This is a genomic window from Methylobacterium indicum (assembly GCF_017347565.1).
GTDB classification, from domain to species: Bacteria; Pseudomonadota; Alphaproteobacteria; order Rhizobiales; family Beijerinckiaceae; genus Methylobacterium; species Methylobacterium indicum.
Map to the genome: position 1 here is coordinate 6,029,673 of NZ_AP024145.1, position 15,328 is coordinate 6,045,000.

The following is a 15,328-nucleotide window of genomic DNA, read 5'->3' on the forward strand; positions in this document are numbered from 1 at the left end:
CGTCGCGGAGAAGACCCGGTTGCGGATCGCCCTGTTCACCCTCGAAGCCCTGCCCAACGCCCGGGCCGTGCGCCGCTTCGTCGCCGACAACGCCGCGCGGATCGCCTTCGTCGGCCTGTCCGACCCCGAGCGGCCGAGCACCGGCGGGCTGACCGGGCAGGTCCGGCGCCATCTCGGGCGCTCCGGCCCCGGCTTCCTGCCCTATCTCGCGGTCAATTTCGGGCTGCCCGACCTCGCCCGGGGCCTCGCTCCCGCGACCCAGGCGCTGTCGGGCAGCCGCGACGTGCCGGAGGCGACCCCGCTGCGCACCCTGTGCCGGCGCCTCGGCCTGCCGCACGCCACCATCACGGACGTGAACGGGCCGGAGACGACCGGGCACCTGCGCCAGCACCGCGCCGACCTGATCCTGTCGTTCCACTTCGACCAGATCTTCGATGCCGCGACCCTGGCGGCGGCGCCGGGGGGCGGGCTCAACGTCCACCCCTCGCTGTTGCCGCGCCATCGCGGCCCGGTGCCGACCCTGCACGCCCTCCTCGACGAGAGGCCGCAATTCGGCGTCACGGTGCATCGGCTCGCGCCGGAGATCGATGCCGGCGGGATCCTGGCCCAGGAGGCGGTGGCGCTGCCCTCCGGCGTCACCGCCTCGCGCGCCGCGATGCTGCTGCACGAGGCCGGACGTCCGCTGCTCGAGAGTGTCCTGGCCGAGGCCGAGCGGGCGGGGGCGCTGCCGGAGGGGCGGCGCGTCCCGGTGCTGCCCTATTGCGGCTTTCCCACGCCGGGCCAGCTGCGCGACCTGAAGCGGCGAGGCCGGCGTCTGGTCGATGCCGGGGACCTGCGCGAGGCGCTGAGCCTGTCGCTCCGGCCGTGAGGCCGCGCGGGGTTCGACCCGAATGAACGAAGCGCGTCCGGCTTCGTTGTGGCCATGATACCCCCACCCTGTACGGAGGAATTCATGAGCCACGCGCACAAGCCACTCGACCGGCAGGTGATCGTGATCACCGGCGGCTCGAGCGGCATCGGCCTCGCCACCGCCCGGATGGCGGCGCGGGCCGGTGCCCGGGTCGTCCTCGCCGCGCGCAACGCCGAGGCGCTGGCGGCGATCCAGGAGGAGATCGAGGCGGCGGGCGGGGAGGCGACCCATGTCGTCGCCGATGTCGGCCGGCGCGAGGACGTCCAGGCCATCGCCGACAGGGCGGTGCAGCGCTTCGGCGGGTTCGATACCTGGGTCAACGATGCCGGCATCTCGCTCTACGGACGCCTGGAGGAGGTCTCGGACGAGGATCACGACCGCCTCTTCCAGACCAACTTCTGGGGCGTGGTCTACGGCTCGCTGGTGGCGGCCCCGCATCTACGCCGGCACGGCGGCGCGATCATCAACCTCGGCAGCATCGCCTCCGACATGGCGATCCCGCTCCAGGGCATGTACTCGGCGAGCAAGCACGCCATCCGGGGCTTCACCGACGCCCTGCGCTCGGAACTGGAGCAGGACCGGGCCCCCGTCTCGGTGACGCTGATCAAGCCCTCGGCGATCGACACGCCGCTGCCGCAGCACGCCCGCAACTACCTCGACCGCGAGCCGAAGCTGCCGCCGCCGGTCTACCACCCGGACGAGGTCGCCCACGCCATCCTGCACGCCGCGGTCTATCCCCAGCGCGACATCATCGTCGGCGGCGGCGGCCGGGCGATGACCGGCCTCAAGAAGCTCGCCCCCGGCACCTTCGACCGGCTGGGCGCCGTGATGGCCTCGCAGCAATTGCGCTCCGAGCCGCCGCGGGACCCGCACGGCGCGCTCCACCGGCCGGCCCAGGACGGCCACGTCCGCGGCGACCATCCGGGGATGGTGCGCCACACCAGCACCTACACGCGGGCGAAGCTCCACCCGCTCACCACCGGCGCCGTGATGGCGGGAGTCGGCCTCGCGGCGGCGGCGCTGATGAAGCGGCGGGCCTGAGACCGCTTCCCCGGACCGGCATGGCGTGGAACAAGCCACGCCATGCCGCCCACGATGCCGACCCTCCTTCTCTACGCCGCCGCGGCATTGGCCGAGATCGCCGGGTGCTTCTCGGTCTGGGCCTGGTGGCGGCTCGGCGCCTCGCCGCTCTGGCTCGTGCCGGGAGCCGCGTCCCTCGGGGCCTTCGCGTTCCTGCTGGCGCTCACCGAATCGGAGGCCGCGGGGCGCGCCTTCGCGGCCTATGGCGGCATCTACATCGCGGCCTCGCTGGTCTGGCTATGGGCCGCCGAAGGCCAGCGGCCAGACCGGTTCGACTGCGCGGGCGCCGTCCTCTGCCTCGCCGGCGCCGGCGTGATCCTGCTGGCGCCGCGGGGATGAGACGGAGGACCGGGCGACCGGCTCAGACCGCCGTCCAGTCGCCCGCCGCCTCGAAGGCGGCGGCGGCCTGGTAGATCGCACCCTCGTTCCAGTCCCTGGCCGTGAGCATCAGGCCGACCGGCAGGCCGTCGACGAGCCCGCAGGGAATCGACATCGACGGGTTGCCGGTCACGTCCATCGGCGAGGTCGAGGCCACCATCTCGAAGGCCCGGACGATGACCTCCTCCAGCGGCGCGCCCGGCTCCGGCAGCTTCGTGGCGGTGCAGGGCAGGGTGGGGCACAGCAGGAGGTCGTACCGGTCGAAGGCCCGGGCGAACTCGGCGCGCACCTGCCGGGCGATGTTCTGGGCCTTGGCGTAGTAGCGGCCGCGGTAATGCGTCAGGCCCCACTGGCCGATCAGCATCGAGATCTTGAGGGTCTGCGAGAGGTCGTCGGCCCTCTCGCGCCAGCCGGCATGCCAATCGAGCAGGCCGACATCGTAGGCGCCCTTCCAGTTGAAGCCCATGCCGTTGCCGAGCATCATCTGCTGCGTCAGCCCCTCGAGGGCGATCGGCTGCCAGATCGCGGCGGCGAGCCGGTAGGCCGGGACCGAGACCTCCTCGACCACGGCGCCCAGGGCTTCGAACCGGGCGGCGCCGGCCCGGACCTTGTCGGCCACCGCCTCCTGCATGCCGGGGGCGGCGAAGCCCTCCAGCATCAGGCCGATGCGCAGGCCGCGCGCGCCCTTGCCCAGGGCCTGCGCGTAGGCGGCGACCTGCGGCGCAGCCTGGCGCGGGTCGAGCCCGTCCGGACCGGCGAGCACCTCGAGCAGCAGGGCGTTGTCGGCGACGCTCGCGGTCATCGGCCCGGTATGGTCGATCGTGGTCTCGATCGGCATCACGCCGGTATAGGGCACGAGGCCGTGGGTCGGCTTCATGCCGTAGACGCCGCAATACGCGGCCGGGATGCGGATCGACCCGCCCTGGTCGCCGCCGATCGCCAGGTCGACCTCGCCGGCCGCGACGAGGGCGCCGCTGCCCGAGGACGAGCCGCCGGCCGAGTAGCCCCGGCGGCGCGGGTTGTGGACCGGCCCCGGATCCGAGGTGTGGCTGCCGCCCGAGAGGCAGAAATGCTCGCAGGTCGCCTTGCCCAGGATGGTGGCGCCGGCCTCCAGCATCCGGGTCACGATGGTGGCGTCGGCGACGGGCACGAAGCCTTCGAGGGTCGAGGCCCCGTTCATCATCGGCACGCCGGCGAGCGCGACGTTGTCCTTCAGGGCCACGGTCTTGCCCTTGAGCTTGCCCTCCGGCGCACCCGTCACGGTGCTCTTCCAGGCCCAGGCACCGAGGGGGTTGTCCTCCGGCGCCGGCCGGGTGCCGGGGGTGCGGGGAAACCTCACCGGGGGCGTCACGTCCGGCAGGGCGTCGACGAGGTCGTAGGCGTCGAACGAGGCATCCATCAGGGCGCGGTAGGCGGCGGCCTCCTCGGGCGACAGCGTTATGTGGAGGCTGGTGGCGAGATCGCGGACCTGGGCCGCGCTCGGGCGGGTGATGGCCATGGGGCGTCTCCTCGTCTGGTCGGCGAAACGAGGAGGCGTCGTTCGCCGCCTCCCCTCCGCCCGGGCTTTCCGCCCTCCGGCGCAACGACGGGCCGGCACGGGCATGATGGACCGGGAGGCAAGAACGCAGCCAGGCCGCGCGGCGCATCCCCGGCACAAGGTGCACGGCCCGGACGCGCCCCGGATGATTTTCTCCAGCAATGCCTATCGAGAGAATTTCCAACCACCATACAGCACGGATGTAGCGATAATTTCTTATGTCGCCGCCATTCTTGCGCTGCGGCAGGACGATACCCTAAGCGGGCGTGATCCTTTCCGTCAGACGGCCAGCCATGACTCTCACGCGACGCAGCATCCTCGGGGCAGCCCCGGCCCTCGCAGCCGGGGCCGTGCTGGGTTCCGGGACGCAGGTTCTCGCGCAGGGGCGGAGCGCCCCCCTGCGGGTCGGCCTGATCCCGATCCTGGCGGTGGCGCCGATCATCGTCGCCGAGAAGGAGGGCTGGCTGAAGGAGGCCGGGCTCTCCCTTAGCATCACGACCTTCGAGTCCGGCCCGAACATGATCCAGGCGCTGGCCTCCGGCACCCTCGACGTCTACGTCGCCGGCGTGGCGCCGCTCGGCGTCGCCCGTTCGAAGGGCATCGACGTGAAGGTGGTGGCGGCCACCTCCGTCGAGGAGAACGTCTTCGTCGCCGGCCCCAAGCTCGCCCGCTTCGCCGAGGCCGGCATCGCCCCCGCGGAGGTGTTTCGGCGCTACCGCGCGGCGAACGGCACGCCGGCGCGGCTTGCTACCCAGCCCCTCGGCTCGGTGCCCAACACCACCCTGCAGCACTGGCTGTGGGAGGTGGCGAAGGCCGACCCGAAGGACGTGACCATCGTGTCGATGGGCATCGACGCGACCCAGCAGGCGATCCTCGCCGGTGCAGTCGAGGGCGGGATCCTGCGCGAGCCCGCGGTCTCGATCGTCACCGGCCGCAACCCCGCGATCCGCCTGATGGCGCTCGGCGGCGAGATGTTCCCGAGCCAGCCCGGCACGGTGGTGGCGGTCACCCGCGCGCTCGTGGACAAGGAGCCCGACGCCGTGCAGGCGATCGTGACCGGCATCGTGCGGGCGATCGACCTCATCGGCCGCGACCCCGAGCGCGTCGCGCCGATCATCGAGGCGAGCCTCGGCAAGGGCCTCGTCGACACCGCCACGATCCGCCGCGCCCTCGTCTCGCCGGCGACGCGCTTCTCCGCCGATCCCCGCGCCATCGTCGAGGCGACGGCGGCGATGCAGCGCTACCAGGTGAAGATCGGGGCGCTCGACCGCGAGGTGCCCCTCGACGGGCTGTTCGAGCCGCGCTTCTACGAGCGCGCCGTGGCGGGGAAGTGAGACCGGCCCCGTGAGAGCCCGCGCCACCGCGGCCCTGCTCCCGCTCGTCGGGCTCGCGGCCTTCTTCGCCCTGTGGGAGGCCGTGCCCGGTCTCGGCCTCGTCAACCCGGCCTTCCTGCCGCCGCCCTCGGTGCTGCCGGAGGCCTTCCTGCGCGAGCTGCGCTCGGGCCAGTGGCTCGCCGCGGTCGGGGGCAGCCTCGGCCACTACCTCGCGGGCCTGGGCCTCGGCGTCGGCCTCGGCATCGCCGCCGGCACCGTGACGGGGATGTCGCGCACCGCGGAAGGGCTCACCGCCTGGGTGGTGCGGGTGCTGCGTCCGGTGCCGGGCCTCGCCTGGGTGCCCTTCGCCATCATCTGGTTCGGGGTCACCCCGGAAGCGGCCCTGTTCATCGTCGCGATCGGCGTGTTCTGGATCGTCTACTTCGCCGCCCATGGGGCGATCCGCGGCGTCGATCGTGACCTGATCGAGCTCGCCGCCGCCTTCGGCTTCCGCTCCGGGCCCGAGCGCCTGGTCACCGTGGTGTGGCCGGCCGCGATGCCGGGGATCCTCGTCGGCGTGCGCACCGCCATCGGGCAGGCCTGGATGGCCGTGGTGGCGGCCGAGATCTTCGGGGTCGCGGGCCTCGGCCAGCGGATGATGCAGGCCTCGACGCTGCTCGCGACCGACATCGTGGTCGTCTACATGCTCACCATGGCGCTGCTCTACGGCGTGTTCGACGCCGGCTTCACCGCCCTCCAACGCTGGATGCTCAGATGGCGGGCCTGATCGCGATCCAGGGCCTCGCCCTCACCTTCACCCGCGACGGCACCCGGACCACCGTGCTGTCGAATCTCGACCTCGACATCGAGCCCGGGGAGTTCCTGGCGATCGTGGGTGCATCGGGCGTCGGCAAGTCGACGCTGCTGCGCGTCATCGCCGATCTCGTCAGGCCCAGCGCCGGCACGGTCACGGTGAGCGAGCCGGAGCCCGGCCGCCGGGCCGTCGCCCTGGTCTTCCAGGATTCGCGGCTGCTGCCCTGGCGCCGGGTCCTCGACAACGTCGCCTTCGGGCTCGAGAAGCTGCGCCTGCCCCGGGCCGAACGGCGACGCCGGGCGCTCGCGGCGCTCGCGCGGGTCGGCCTCGCCGATCTCGCCGGGCGCTGGCCGTTCCAGCTCTCCGGCGGCCAGCGCCAGCGGGTGTCGCTCGCCCGGGCGCTCGCGGTCGAGCCGCACGTCCTCCTGATGGACGAGCCGTTCTCGGCCCTCGACGCGCTCACCCGCGAATCGCTGCAGGACGAGCTCGCCCGGCTCTGCCGCGCCTCCGGCCAGACCGTCCTGTTCGTCACCCACGACATCGAGGAGGCGGTCTACCTCGCCGACCGGGTGGTGGTGCTGGCCGGGAGCCCCGGCCGGATCGTCGCGGCGCACCGGATCGCGGCGGGCCAGCCGCGCGACCGCGCGGCGCCGGAGCTGAAGGCGATGACGCAGGTGATCCGCGACGAACTGGTGGGGACGGGGGTCTGAGAGGCTGCCCCCGGCGATCATGACGAGGGCCGGCCGCCTCAGCGCCGCAGCCGGTTCCCGAGCACGAACCCGAACAGCCCCATCAGCACGATGCCGGTGCCGCCCTGCACGCCGACCAGCAGGTTGGTGACCCGTCCCACCGGCTTGATGCCGATCTCCGGCGGGTTCGCCGTCATCATGTTGAGGGCGCTGTAGCTCAGGAGGTCGAGGGCGTTGTAGGTCGCCGCGCTCGTGCCCTCCGGGATCAGCCCGCCGGTGAGGCCGAAGAGCCCGGCGAAGACCACGATCAGGATCGCGAAGGCGCGAAACAGCCGCGACAGGCTCTCGCCGTAATCGCACAGCCACTCGACGAAGCGGTCGGCGATCCAGCGGTAGCCGTGGCGCAGGAGGCCGCGCCGGTCGCGCCCCTGATCGCGCCGCTGCCAGGCGGCCCGGAAGAGAGCGCCGGCATGCAGCCGCCCCATGCGCCGACGCCGGCGATAGGCCCAGCCGGCCTCGTCGCGGCTGCCGATGCTCTCGAAATTCTGCTCCAGGGCGAGGTAGCTCGCCTTCGCGGCCTCGTAGTCGCCGGCGATCTCCTCGCCCACCGCCTCGCCGATCTGCGCGGCCCGGAACCGGGTGCCGTTGAGCCAGGCGCCGGCGAACCGGGCCGCCCGCAGGTTGCAGGACGTCAGGTCGAGCCGCACCAGGGTCGCGCCCGCGAGGTCGGCCTCCGACAGGTCCGCTCCGTCGAGCTTGGCGCCGGTGAGCTTGGCGTTGCGCAGGCGCGAGCCGACGAGCCGGGCCTTGGTCAGGCTCGCGCCCTCGAAATCGGCGTGGGTCAGGTTGGTGTCGGAGAGCGTCACCTCGTCGAGACGCGCGCCGCGGAAGGTGGTGTAGTCGGCATCCGCCCCGGTGAAGTCGGCGCCCCAGAGGTCGGCGCCGGAAAAGTCGGCTCCGTCGAGCAGGCTGCGGGGCAGGCGGGCAAAGCGCAGCGAGGCGTCCCGGAAGCTCGCATCCTCCAGCATCGCCTCGGTGAAATCGGCCTGTCCGCCGGCCACGCCGACGAAGCGGGCGCCGCTGAGGTCGGCCTTGCCGAAATCCGCCTCCTCGATCAGCGCGCCGGAAAAGTCGGCCGAGCGGGCGAGCGCGCCGGGAAGCCGGGCCCGCTTCAGGGTGGCGCCGGTGAGATCGGCCTGTTCGAGGGTGCTGCCGGGGATCTGGGCACCGGCGAGGTTCAGCCCCTGGCGGTCGGCGTCCCACCACGCCGCCTCGCCGGCCAGCGGCGCGAGCCGGTCGCGGCTCAGGTTCGCCGCGCGCAGGTCGAGGGCGTCGCGGCGCAGGGCGCCATCTTGCGCGGCGATCTCGGCAAGGAGCGCGCCGACGCGCGGGTCGAGCGGTGTCTGGGGTCGAAGGGTCATCGCTCGGAACCGACCGCGCGTGACGAGCCCGTCCATGCCATGGCGCAGGGGTGTTCCTTGTCGAAACCGAAGAAATGCCGGCGGTATCAGCCACGGACCCGCCGGGAATGCAACGGCGGGGCCAAGGGGCAAACGGGGCAACCTGGGATGACCAAGCGCGAGCCGCTCATCCCGAGGCCGGGTCGCCGCCCACCGGCCCGACCCGCGCCGCCCGCACCTCCGCCAGGAAGGCCCGCGCCAGGCGCGACAGCGGCTCGGCCTCCGACCACAGCATGAAGGCCTCGACCGGCGTGACCGGCACGAAGGGGCGGACGACCACCGGATGGGCGCCGCCCTGCGAGGGCGAGAACGGGTCGACCACCGCGACGCCGACGCCGGCTCCGGCGAGCACGCAGGCGGTGTTGCAGTAGCGGACCTCGACGGCGGCGGCGAACGGCACGCCCTCCCGCGCGAAGCTGTCGCGCACCGCCTCGCCGAGGCGGGTGCCGCGTTCCAGCCCGATGAAGGGATGGCGCGCGAGATCGGCGGGCGTGACGGCGTCGCGCTCGCTCAGCGGATGATCGGGCGCCATCACGCAGACCATCTCGCCCCGGTGCACCACCTCGTGGGCGATGCCGACATGGTTCGATAGGCCGAGCGCGAAACCGAGCTCGGCGACCCGGCTGGTCACGCCCTCGACCACGCCCTCGTAGCGGCGCACGTCGAAGAACAGCCGCGTCTGGGGCCGCCCGCGCATGAAGGCGGCGAGCACCCGCGGCAGCAGGCCGTAGGCCAGAGGCGGCGTCGCCACGAGGGCGAGGTGCCCGTGCCGGTTCTCGCGCAGGTCGCGCAGACGGCCCTCCAGCTTGGCGTGGAGCGCGAAGATCGCCTCGCTCTCCTTGTAGAGCGTCATCGCCTCGGCGGTCGGAAACAGCCGGTTGTTGATGCGGTCAAAGAGCGGGAAGCCGGCCTGCGCCTCCATCGCCTTGAGGGCGTTGCTGACGGCCGGCTGCGACACCGCCAGTTCCTCGGCCGCTGCCAGGGTAGTGCGGTGCCGGACCACCGCCCGCAGGATCTCCAGCTGCCGCAGGTTCATCATCACTCCACATTATAGTCTGACGGTATTTATCATAGATGAGAGGATTGTGGATCGATCAAGCCTTGTGCATGATCGGATCAACGAGGTGGATTGCCACCGCATAATGCTCCCTGAATCGGCATTATGCCCATTTCGAGGTCATGATGTCCCGTATCGTCACCGTCGCGGCCGCGCAGATGGGACCGACCCAGCGCGCCGATTCCCGCGCCCACACCCTCGACCGGCTGATCCGCCTGCTCGAGGACGCGGCGGGACGCGGCGCGACCCTCGTGGTGTTTCCCGAACTCGCCTTCACGACGTTCTTCCCGCGCTGGCTCCTCGAAGGGGACGACCTCGACCGGTATTTCGAGCGCGCGATGCCCAATCTGGCAGTGCAGCCGCTGTTCGACCGCGCCCGTGAACTCGGGGTCGGGTTCAACATCGGCTATGCCGAGCTGACCCCGGACGGGCAGCGCTTCAACAGCAGCCTCCTGGTCCAGCCGGACGGGTCGATCCTCGGGCGCTACCGCAAGGTGCACCTGCCGGGTTCGGTCGAGCCGCGACCGGGCGCGCGCTTCCAGCAGCTCGAGAAGCGCTACTTCTCGTATGGCGACACGGGTTTCCCGGCCTTCCGGGCCGGCGAGGCCTGGGGCGGCGCGATCCTCGGCATGATGATCTGCAACGACCGGCGCTGGCCCGAGGCCTGGCGGGTTCTGGGGCTGCAGGGGGTCGAGCTCGTCTGCGTCGGCTACAACTCGGCGGCCTACGACCCCAATGGCGGCACGAGCGAGGACGCGTCCCTGCGCACCTTCCACTCGACCCTGGTCGCCCAGGCCAACGCCTACATGAACGCCACCTGGGCGGTGGCGGTGGCCAAGGCCGGGGACGAGGACGGTTCCGGCCTGATCGGCGGCTCCTGCATCGTCGATCCCGACGGCCGGATCGTCGCGCAGGCGCAGACCCTGGGGGACGAGGTCGTGACGGCCCTGTGCGACCTTGACCGCTGCCGGCAGGGCAAGGACAAGATGTTCAACTTCGGCCAGCACCGGCAGCCGGCGCAGTACGGGCCGATCACCGAGCGCGCCGGCGTGATCGAGCCGCCGCGGGCGGCGTCCTCCGCCGCCTGAGCGCACGACCCTTCCCCACGAACGAGGGATCCATGAGCAGCGGACGCGCCCTCGCCGAGGGCTTTCCCGATCTCACCGGCCTGCCGACCGCCCGGCGGACGCATTGGGGCCGCTGGATCGCCGCCGGCCTGATCGTCGTCGTCCTCGCCCTCGTCGGGCGCGCCTTCGCGGAAGGCCAGATCGAGTGGGCCTATGTCGGCCGCTTCCTCACCGTGCCGGTGATCCTGCACGGCATCGTCAACACCCTGGTGATGGCCGTGCTGGCGATGAGCCTCGGCATCGTGCTCGGCCTCGTCGTCGCGGTGATGCGGCTCTCGCCGAACCCGGTCCTGAAGGGGGTGGCGGCCGGCTACACCTGGCTGTTTCGCGGTACGCCGCTGATCCTGCAACTGCTGCTCTGGTTCAACCTGGCGCTGGTTTTTCCCGTCATCGGCATCCCCGGCCTGTGGTCGGCGAAGTCGGTCGAGCTGATGACGCCGTTCCTCGCGGCCCTGCTGGGCCTCGGCATCAACCAGGGCGCCTACACCTCGGAGGTGATGCGCGCCGGCCTGCTCTCGGTCGATGCCGGGCAGTACGAGGCCGCGCAGGCGATCGGCATGGGGCGGCTGAAGGCGCTCGTCCGCATCATCCTGCCCCAGGCGATGCGGGTGGTGCTGCCGCCGCTCGGCAACGAGTTCATCGGCCTCGTCAAGGCGACCTCGCTCGCCAGCGTGATCCAGTACCCGGAGGTGCTGCACGCCGCCGAGAACATCTACTACGCCAATTCCCGGGTCATCGAACTGCTGATCGTCGCCGGCCTCTGGTACCTGCTGGTGGTCTCGATCCTGACGCCGCTGCAGATGCTGCTGGAGCGCCGCTTCGCCCGGGGCGCCGCGAGGACCGGCCGATGACCGCGCAGCCCCTGGTCGCCTTCCGCCGCGTGTCGAAGAGCTTCGGCACGTTCAAGGCCCTCGACGACGTCTCCCTCGACGTCCGCTCCGGCGAGGTGATGTGCCTCATCGGGGCCTCGGGCTCCGGCAAGACCACGCTGCTGCGCTGCGTCAACCAGCTCACCCCGATCGATTCCGGCGGCATCTGGCTCGACGGCGAGCTTCTGGGCATGCGCGAATCCGGCGGCCGGCTCCACGCCCTGAGCGAGCGCGAGGTGGCGCGCCAGCGCCTCAAGACCGGCATGGTCTTCCAGCGCTTCAACCTCTTCCCGCACAAGACGGCGCTCGAGAACGTCACCGAGGGCCCGATCCAGGTCCAGGGCCGCCGGCCGGCGGAGGTGCGGGACGAGGCGGTGGCCCTGCTCGCCCGCGTCGGCCTCGCCGCCAAGGCGGGCAATTACCCGTCGCAGCTCTCGGGCGGGCAGCAGCAGCGGGTCGCCATCGCCCGGGCGCTCGCCATGAAGCCGCAGCTGATGCTGTTCGACGAGCCGACCTCGGCCCTCGACCCGGAGCTCGTCGGCGAGGTGCTGGCGGTGATGCGCGAACTCGCCCGCTCCGGCATGACCATGATGGTGGTCACCCACGAGTTGGGTTTCGCCCGCGAGGTCGCCGATACCGTCGTCTACATGGACCAGGGCGGCATCGTCGAGGCGGGCACGCCGGCGGAAGTTCTGGGCGGCCCGCGCGAGGCCCGCACCCGCAGCTTCCTCTCGGCGGTGATCGGCTGACCTTTGTTTCGAGAATGCACGAGGAGGTTTTGGTGAAGCGCCTGATCGCGATCGGTCTCATGAGTCTGTCCGCCACGGTGGCCGCGGCGCAGGACGCGCCGAAAGCCGCCCTGCCGCCGGAGATCGCCAAGAGCGGCACGATCAAGGTCGCGATCGTCCCGAACTACCCGCCGATGGAGTTCAAGGACCCGGCGACCGGCCAGCTCACGGGCTTCGACGTCGATCTCGGCGACGCCCTGGCAAAGAAGCTCGGGGTGACGTTCGCCTGGCAGGAGACGAGCTTCGACCAGATGATGCCGGCTTTGAGCACCGGCCGGGTCGACGTGATCCTGTCGGGCATGACCGACCTGGCGACGCGCCACGAGACCGCGACCTTCGTCGATTACCTGCGCAGCGGCCCGCAATTCTTCGTCCGCAAGGCCCGCGAGGGCGAGTTCAAGGACATGGCGTCCTTGTGCGGCAAGAAGGCGGGAGCGAGCCGGCGCACCTCGTTCCCGCGCGAGATCGCCGCCTGGAGCGAGCAGAACTGCAAGGACAACCCGGTGGTGTTCGTCGGCACCGAGGGCTCGGCCGACGCCCGCACCCAGCTCAAGCAGGGCCGCATCGACGCCGCCGTCCAGGGCAACGAGACGCTGCCCTACGTGATGGGGCTGGAGCCCAACACCTACATGGCGCTCGGCGCCCCGATCGCCCTGCAATATACCGGCATCGCGGTTCCCGTGAAGGAGGCCGGCCTGCAGCAGGCCCTGGCCGGCGCCCTCGACGCGCTGATCGCCGACGGGACCTACAAGGCGCTGCTCGAGAAGTGGAAGCTCACCGAGAACGGCGTCGACAAGGCGGTGATCAACGGCGGGAAGTAGCGACGCGCATCGACCGCCGTCGCTTCAGGAATCATCGCGGGATCTCCTCTCCCGAGTGGGAGAGGGGAGAGCGCGAGCGTGTCGAAATCGGTGCTCGGGAGATCCGCAGGTCCCGACCGCCCAACCGCGAAAGCCCCCCATGAACCGCGCCGCCCTCGACAGCATCCCGGTCGCCCCCGCCAACCTCGCCCCGCCGGCGCCGGACTATTCCTGGCCCGCGCCCTACCGCTCCGCGATGTTCCTCTCCTTCGACGTCGATGCGGAGAGCGCCTGGACCAGCAAGGATGCGGCCCATGCCGAGCGCCTCGTCACCATGAGCTACGGCGCCTACGAGGCCCGGGTCGGGACGCCGAAGCTGCTCGAACTCCTCGACCAGCTCGGCCTCAAGGGCACGTTCTTCATCACCGGCTGGGCGGTCGACGCCTATCCGGCGATGGCGGAGGCGATTCTGAGGGGCGGCCACGAGATCGGCCATCACGGCTACCACCACCTGATGCCCGATCCCGGTGCGCCCTTCATCGAGGAGGAGGTGGAGCGCGGCTTCGAGACCCTGAAGCGGCGCCTCGGCGTGGTGCCGACGGGCTACCGCGCCCCCTACGGCGAGTTCACCGAGGGCCTGCGCCAGATCCTGGTGAAGCACGGCATCGTCTACACCTCGTCGTTCCGCGACGACGTCCGGCCCTACCGGCACGTCCTCTCGGATGGTCGCCCCGGCCCGATCGAGCTGCCGGTGACGGCGAGCTACGACGACTGGATGCACGGCCTCTCGACCCGCTTCAGCCCGCGCTCGATCTTCCCCAAGGAGCACGTCCTGTCGCTGTGGAAGGACGAACTCGACGAGGTGCGCGACTGGGGCGCGATGGTGACGACGGTGCTGCACCCGCAATGCAGCGGCCGGCCGATGCGCCTGCGGCTGCTGCGCGAGTTCCTGACCTACGCGAAGGACTGCCCCGACCTCTGGATCACCACCGGCGCAGCCATCGCCGAGAACTTTTTGACCCACGAGAGGGCGGCGTGACGACGACGGCAATCTTCGGGTCCTGGCTCCTCATCCGCTGGGACGGGCTGCCGCGAATCGAGCGCGACCGCTGGGTGCTGGTGGAGGGCAACCGCATCGCCGCGATCACGGCGAGCCGGCCGGCCGCCGACGTGACGTTCGACCGGCCGGGCCGCCTGGTGCTCCCGGGCCTCATGAACCTGCACAATCACTGCTTCAGCGAAGCGATCGCCCGCTCGCACACCGAGGACGGGCGGGGACGGAAAGGCGGCAGAAGCATCGTCTACACGGTGCTGCTGCCGCTCTCGAAGACGGCGCTGATGGTCCTGAACCCGCGGGAGCGCCTCGCCGTCGCGCGGCTCGGCATCCTGCAGCTCCTGAAGGGCGGTGCCACCACGGTGATGGAGCCGTTCCGCAACGGGCTGCCGGAGATGTTCGAGGCCGCCGAGGAGATGGGCCTGCGCTTCTACGGCGCGCCCTACCTCTTCTCGACCGCCGATGCCAAGGCCGGCGCGGATGGATGCGTGTCGTATGCCGGCGACGACGGCGAAGCTGATCTCGCCGCCTGGAACGCCTTGTACGCCCGCTGGGAGGGCAGGGCGGACGGGCGCATTCGGCTGGCCATGAGCCCGCACGCCACCGACACCTGCGGCCCGGACCTCCTGCGCGCCTGCGCCGCCCGGGCGCGGGAACTCGACGTCCCGATCACCACCCACCTCGCCCAGAGCGACGACGAGGTGGCGACCATCCGCGCCCGCCACGACGGGCGCAGCCCGGCCGAATATCTCGACCGGCTCGGCCTGCTGGCACCGGACCTGCTCGCCGCCCACTGCATCGCCAGCAGCGACGACGACCTGCGCCTGATGGCCGCCCGCGGCGCCACGGTGCTGAACTGCCCGCGGGTCTTCGCCCGGGCCGGCCGCACCGCCGCGTTCGGCCGCTTCGCCGCCCACGGCCTGCGCACGCTCGTCGGCACCGACGGCTACACCATGGACCTCCTGGGCGAGCTCAACGCGGCCTCGCTGATCTCGAAGATCGCCGCGGGCCGGGCCGAGGTGGCGGATTCGCCGACCCTCGTCGATGCCGTGACGGGGCAGGCGGCCGCCGCCATCAAGCGGCCCGACCTCGGCGTGCTCGCGCCCGGCGCCACCGCCGACCTCACGGTGGTGGACATGACCCACCCGCACCTCCAGCCGCTGCACGACCCCGTCCGCGCGCTGGTGGCGCTCGCCAACCGCGCCGACATCGCCCAGGTGATGGTCGACGGTCGGGTCCTCGTGGACGAGGGCCGCTACCTCGCCGGCGACGAGACGGCGATCACCCGCGAGGGCGCCGCCGCGATCGAGCGGATCTGGGACCTGCCGGAGGCCCGCGCCGCCTTCGAGGAAGCGTGATCTCTAACGCAGGTCGAGCGTCCGGATCACCGCGGCCACCTGGGCCTGCGCCTCTGCGCCGAGGGGCAGGATCGGCCGCGGCGGTGCGGTGTGG

Annotated in this window: 16 protein-coding genes (1 of these 16 running past the window's edge); 12 read left to right on the forward strand and 4 right to left on the reverse strand. The window is 71.7% G+C overall.

Translation table 11 applies throughout. The features are described from left to right. The first annotated feature begins 19 nt into the window (after positions 1-19). The 3 genes from miv_RS28020 to miv_RS28030 all read left to right on the forward strand — a co-directional run bounded on the left by miv_RS28020 (position 20) and on the right by miv_RS28030 (position 2,329). A complete protein-coding gene (locus miv_RS28020; protein ID WP_048426440.1) occupies positions 20-868 on the forward strand; it encodes a formyl transferase in 849 nt (282 codons plus the stop codon). A gap of 84 nt (positions 869-952) precedes the next feature. Beyond that, on the forward strand, positions 953-1,951 hold the full coding sequence (locus miv_RS28025; RefSeq protein ID WP_048426441.1) for an SDR family oxidoreductase: 999 nt from the start codon (positions 953-955) through the stop codon (positions 1,949-1,951). 54 nt (positions 1,952-2,005) lie between these two features. Next, entirely contained in the window at positions 2,006-2,329 is a 324-nt protein-coding gene (locus miv_RS28030; RefSeq protein ID WP_058618627.1) for a YnfA family protein, read from the forward strand. Between the two features lie 22 nt (positions 2,330-2,351). On the opposite strand, the gene miv_RS28035 is transcribed toward miv_RS28030, so the two are convergent. After that, positions 2,352-3,866 carry an amidase gene (locus tag miv_RS28035; RefSeq protein ID WP_207180185.1) on the reverse strand — a complete coding sequence of 505 codons (1,515 nt, stop codon included), beginning with the start codon at positions 3,864-3,866 and terminating at the stop codon, positions 2,352-2,354. Positions 3,867-4,198: 332 nt separating this feature from the next. On the opposite strand from miv_RS28035, the gene miv_RS28040 reads away from it, so the two are divergent. Genes miv_RS28040 through miv_RS28050 form a run of 3 tightly spaced genes read left to right on the forward strand, consistent with a single transcriptional unit; the run spans position 4,199 to position 6,742 of the window. Further along, the gene (locus tag miv_RS28040) at positions 4,199-5,239 is read left to right on the forward strand and encodes an ABC transporter substrate-binding protein (protein ID WP_207180187.1); all 1,041 of its coding nucleotides are present in this window, start codon (positions 4,199-4,201) and stop codon (positions 5,237-5,239) included. 10 nt (positions 5,240-5,249) lie between these two features. Further along, positions 5,250-6,005 carry an ABC transporter permease gene (locus tag miv_RS28045; RefSeq protein ID WP_207180190.1) on the forward strand — a complete coding sequence of 252 codons (756 nt, stop codon included), beginning with the start codon at positions 5,250-5,252 and terminating at the stop codon, positions 6,003-6,005. Next, on the forward strand, positions 5,993-6,742 hold the full coding sequence (locus miv_RS28050) for an ABC transporter ATP-binding protein (protein WP_058618603.1): 750 nt from the start codon (positions 5,993-5,995) through the stop codon (positions 6,740-6,742). The genes miv_RS28045 and miv_RS28050 overlap by 13 nt, the downstream gene beginning before the upstream one ends. A 38-nt stretch (positions 6,743-6,780) precedes the next feature. Here the strand turns inward: miv_RS28050 and miv_RS28055 are convergent, their stop codons facing one another. Both miv_RS28055 and miv_RS28060 read right to left on the reverse strand, forming a co-directional pair. Continuing rightward, the gene (locus miv_RS28055) at positions 6,781-8,142 is read right to left on the reverse strand and encodes a pentapeptide repeat-containing protein (protein WP_207180192.1); all 1,362 of its coding nucleotides are present in this window, start codon (positions 8,140-8,142) and stop codon (positions 6,781-6,783) included. A 166-nt stretch (positions 8,143-8,308) separates the two neighbouring features. Further along, complete coding sequence (locus miv_RS28060) at positions 8,309-9,217, reverse strand: LysR family transcriptional regulator (RefSeq protein WP_207180195.1); 909 nt, start codon at positions 9,215-9,217, stop codon at positions 8,309-8,311. 179 nt (positions 9,218-9,396) lie between these two features. On the opposite strand from miv_RS28060, the gene miv_RS28065 reads away from it, so the two are divergent. From miv_RS28065 to miv_RS28090, 6 genes are all read left to right on the forward strand, one after another. Then, a complete protein-coding gene (locus tag miv_RS28065) occupies positions 9,397-10,326 on the forward strand; it encodes an N-carbamoyl-D-amino-acid hydrolase (protein WP_244749101.1) in 930 nt (309 codons plus the stop codon). Between the two features lie 32 nt (positions 10,327-10,358). Continuing rightward, the gene (locus miv_RS28070; RefSeq protein ID WP_207180199.1) at positions 10,359-11,216 is read left to right on the forward strand and encodes an amino acid ABC transporter permease; all 858 of its coding nucleotides are present in this window, start codon (positions 10,359-10,361) and stop codon (positions 11,214-11,216) included. Continuing rightward, positions 11,213-11,983 carry an amino acid ABC transporter ATP-binding protein gene (locus tag miv_RS28075; RefSeq protein ID WP_048426447.1) on the forward strand — a complete coding sequence of 257 codons (771 nt, stop codon included), beginning with the start codon at positions 11,213-11,215 and terminating at the stop codon, positions 11,981-11,983. The genes miv_RS28070 and miv_RS28075 overlap by 4 nt, the downstream gene beginning before the upstream one ends. A gap of 59 nt (positions 11,984-12,042) precedes the next feature. Then, positions 12,043-12,843 (forward strand): ABC transporter substrate-binding protein, encoded by an 801-nt coding sequence (locus miv_RS28080; protein ID WP_122982764.1) that lies wholly within the window; start codon positions 12,043-12,045, stop codon positions 12,841-12,843. A gap of 139 nt (positions 12,844-12,982) precedes the next feature. Then, a complete protein-coding gene (locus miv_RS28085) occupies positions 12,983-13,861 on the forward strand; it encodes a polysaccharide deacetylase family protein (RefSeq protein ID WP_048426449.1) in 879 nt (292 codons plus the stop codon). Then, positions 13,858-15,234 carry an amidohydrolase family protein gene (locus miv_RS28090; protein ID WP_207180206.1) on the forward strand — a complete coding sequence of 459 codons (1,377 nt, stop codon included), beginning with the start codon at positions 13,858-13,860 and terminating at the stop codon, positions 15,232-15,234. Before miv_RS28085 ends, miv_RS28090 begins: the two co-directional genes overlap by 4 nt. A gap of 3 nt (positions 15,235-15,237) precedes the next feature. On the opposite strand, the gene miv_RS28095 is transcribed toward miv_RS28090, so the two are convergent. Continuing rightward, a protein-coding gene (locus tag miv_RS28095; RefSeq protein WP_207183663.1) for a dihydrodipicolinate synthase family protein crosses the window boundary here: on the reverse strand, positions 15,238-15,328 show its end. 761 nt of this gene lie beyond the right edge of the window; the window shows 91 of its 852 coding nt (coding positions 762-852); its start codon lies off the right edge, out of view — the gene reads right to left on this strand; the stop codon is at positions 15,238-15,240.